Annotated in this window: 1 protein-coding gene and 2 CRISPR repeat arrays; the gene reads right to left on the bottom strand. The window is 70.6% G+C overall.

Annotated features, from left to right (window positions below):
- Window positions 1–108: 108 nt before the first annotated feature.
- Window positions 109–1,040, bottom strand: a protein-coding gene (locus ACIRO3_RS36855; protein WP_404144134.1) for an IS5 family transposase whose coding sequence is annotated in 2 segments (ribosomal slippage) — window positions 109–699 and window positions 702–1,040 — 930 coding nt in all. Because the reading frame shifts where the segments join, the coding sequence is not laid out codon by codon here.
- Between the two features lie 79 nt (window positions 1,041–1,119).
- Window positions 1,120–1,819: a CRISPR direct-repeat array (repeat unit 29 nt; unit sequence CGGACCACCCCCACGTCGGCGGGGAGCAC).
- A gap of 33 nt (window positions 1,820–1,852) precedes the next feature.
- Window positions 1,853–3,527: direct repeats of the CRISPR family, unit length 29 nt; unit sequence GTTCTCCCCGCCGACGCGGGGGTGGTCCG.
- Window positions 3,528–3,634 lie beyond the last annotated feature (107 nt).

The raw sequence follows: 3,634 nt of genomic DNA, 5'->3' as shown, positions 1-3,634 counted from the left end.
GAGGCCCGGCCCTTCAAGTGGACCAAGACCGCTGATCAAATCCTCGACCGAATCTGCCGTTACTGCGACAGGATCTCCGGACCAGGTCACTAGGCACTGTTTCTCGGATCATGTGCGGAGCCAGATGATGAGGGCTGTGAGGGTGACGGTGCCGAGGTAGATGTAGGCGCGTTTCTCGTAGCGGGTGGCGACCGCGCGGAAGCCCTTCAGGCGGTTGATGGCGCGTTCGACGGTGTTGCGCTTCTTGTATCGCTCGCTGTCGAAGCCGGCAGGACGGCCGCCTCGGGAACCGCGATTCTTGCGGTGTCTTTGCTGGTCGAGGCGTTCGGGGATGGTGTGCCGGATTCCGCGTCGTCGCAGGTAGCGACGGTTCTTCCGGGATGTGTAAGCCTTGTCCGCCAGGACATGGTCGGGCCGGGTCCGGGGCCGGCCGACTCCGATACGGGGCACGGAGACCTGCCCAAGCACGCGCTCGAACTGGGGCCCGTCGCCGTAGTGCCCCGGTGTCAGGACGAGGGCGAGAGGCTGGCATCGCCCGTCAGCGGCGAGGTGGATTTTGGTGGTGAATCCTCCGCGGGAACGTCCCAGGCACTCGCCGATCTGACCACCTCCTCCAGTCGCGTCGCCAGTTTCCGCAACACCGGATCGACCCGGTTCGTCCCCCGGACGTTCCCCCTTTGAGGAACCGCGACCGCCGGCGCCTTCCTCGCGCCGGCGGCGTGCTGGTGGGCCCGCACTGCTGTCGAGTCCACCGACACGTTCCAGTCGATCTGACCCGCGGCGTCCTCGGCCGCCTGGATCCGAGACAGCAGCATCGTCCACGTTCCATCGGCCGACCAGCGGCGATGACGTTTGTAGACGGTCTCCCACGGCCCGAACCGCTCCGGCAGGTCCCTCCACTGCACGCCCGTCCGGACTCGATAGAGCACTCCGTTGATCACCCGACGGTGATCACTCCACCGGCCTCCACGGCCACCACCAGGAGGTAAAAACACCTCCAGCCGGTCCCACTCCGCGTTCGTCAGATCCCCACGGCCCATACGGACAGCCTGACCCCAACACCCCGCCCACGTCAGGAGATCCGAGAAACAGTGCCTAACGCAAGAGGGACTGCTCCGACGGACCACCCCCACGTCGGCGGGGAGCACATGCTGAGGGAGGCCGTCGTGGCCATGCCCAGCGGACCACCCCCACGTCGGCGGGGAGCACCAGCGCGACGACGACGTCTCGCCCCCGCTCTACGGACCACCCCCACGTCGGCGGGGAGCACCCACACTCGGTCCTCCACGGCGTGCCGAGCAGCGGACCACCCCCACGTCGGCGGGGAGCACCTGCTGATGCTCCTCGCGAACATGATCGGAAACGGACCACCCCCACGTCGGCGGGGAGCACGCTTCCTGGCGCGTCATCCGTACGGCTACGAGCGGACCACCCCCACGTCGGCGGGGAGCACGGTGTGGACGTGGCCGGTTGGCGACCGTCCGGCGGACCACCCCCACGTCGGCGGGGAGCACTGCCGACGCTCCGCTGCCTGCCGGAACCTCGGCGGACCACCCCCACGTCGGCGGGGAGCACGGTCTCAGGCTTGGTCACATCGAACGAGGTCACGGACCACCCCCACGTCGGCGGGGAGCACTACGACAGGCACTCATCGGCGTCGCCAGAGAACGGACCACCCCCACGTCGGCGGGGAGCACGGCGGCCCAGCAGCTCACGCCGGGCCTCTACCAGGACCACCCCCACGTCGGCGGGGAGCACCCAAGAACCCGCTCAAGAAGCTGGTGCCGTGGCGGACCACCCCCACGTCGGCGGGGAGCACGCAGCATGCGGGTGGGCAGGGAGAGCCGGCAGTGTTCTCCCCGCCGACGCGGGGGTGGTCCGTGCCCGGACGATGGCGTGGGGCATGCCGACACGTTCTCCCCGCCGACGCGGGGGTGGTCCGCCCTCTACCGGCAGGCCGCCGACCACGGAGACGTTCTCCCCGCCGACGCGGGGGTGGTCCGTTCATGGTCTTCACCACCAACGGCGAGGGCTCGTTCTCCCCGCCGACGCGGGGGTGGTCCGGAACTGGCCGAGGAGATGAAGGCTCATCTCCTGTTCTCCCCGCCGACGCGGGGGTGGTCCGGTGAGGACGGTCGGCCGGTCGATCGCCAACGCGTTCTCCCCGCCGACGCGGGGGTGGTCCGTTTGTTGCGCTCACGGGTCGAGGTGTGGCTTAGTTCTCCCCGCCGACGCGGGGGTGGTCCGGTCACGAATTTGGCGAGGACCGGCCAGCAGAAGTTCTCCCCGCCGACGCGGGGGTGGTCCGGATCTTCGCCATGCCCGAACGGTCTTCCGCGAGTTCTCCCCGCCGACGCGGGGGTGGTCCGTCGGAGGCATGGGTGTCCCAACGCCTCGCTCTGTTCTCCCCGCCGACGCGGGGGTGGTCCGACGGCGCCTTCGGCTGCGACCCACTCGCCGAGGTTCTCCCCGCCGACGCGGGGGTGGTCCGTTCTCATCGACGACAAGGGCAAGATCCGGCGCGTTCTCCCCGCCGACGCGGGGGTGGTCCGCCTCCGACGCCGGCCACACCGACGCCGCCGTCGTTCTCCCCGCCGACGCGGGGGTGGTCCGGTCTGCCGGCGGTGGCGGGCCGGCTGCACGAGGTTCTCCCCGCCGACGCGGGGGTGGTCCGATCGCCGTCCTCATCCCGGTGGCCATGGAGGTGTTCTCCCCGCCGACGCGGGGGTGGTCCGGCCCGGGTCGCCGAGCTGGACCCGGCGCCCGAGTTCTCCCCGCCGACGCGGGGGTGGTCCGTGATCTTGTCGCATGAACCTTGCGGTGAGGCCGTTCTCCCCGCCGACGCGGGGGTGGTCCGTTGACCGGGCCCATGGTCCGCCCGACGACCGAGTTCTCCCCGCCGACGCGGGGGTGGTCCGCCCCTGCCGCCCACGCTGCTCGCCCACGTCACGTTCTCCCCGCCGACGCGGGGGTGGTCCACTGGCGCAGCCGCCAACCTCGGTGCCCTGCTCGTTCTCCCCGCCGACGCGGGGGTGGTCCGTTGGAGGCCAAGGAGAACCACCTGATCAAGGTGTTCTCCCCGCCGACGCGGGGGTGGTCCGTACGCCACCTGGGAAGACGTGCGCCTCAACAAGTTCTCCCCGCCGACGCGGGGGTGGTCCGCGACTTCCAGCGCGAGTACCACCTCGGCCCGCGTTCTCCCCGCCGACGCGGGGGTGGTCCGCTCTCAGTCTTGAGGCTGAGGTCCGTGTGTCCGTTCTCCCCGCCGACGCGGGGGTGCTCCGGACCGGAGCTCGTGCCCGTCCGGCGTGCGCGTGTTCTCCCCGCCGACGCGGGGGTGGTCCGGATCCGCAGATCTCCGCCCGCGCGATGCGTAGGTTCTCCCCGCCGACGCGGGGGTGGTCCGGGAGCCATCGAACGCGTCAAGGCCGGCGTCTAGTTCTCCCCGCCGACGCGGGGGTGATCCGGTGTCCACGGGAGTCCGCTTGCCGACCTCCCGTGCTCCTTACCGATGCGGGTGTGGCCCGTCTGAGTCGCTGCAGTCGCTGCTCCGGCTGGATTCGGTTTCGTGCCGTCGGCTACGACCTGCGGGTGGCTGTTTTGGGTGCGGGTTATTGGTCGGGGTGTACGGCTT

The organism is Streptomyces sp. NPDC102278, from assembly GCF_044766345.1.
Taxonomy (GTDB): Bacteria; Actinomycetota; Actinomycetes; order Streptomycetales; family Streptomycetaceae; genus Streptomyces.
The sequence above is the reverse complement of the archived record's forward strand: the minus strand, read 5'-3'. Positions and strand labels throughout refer to the sequence as shown.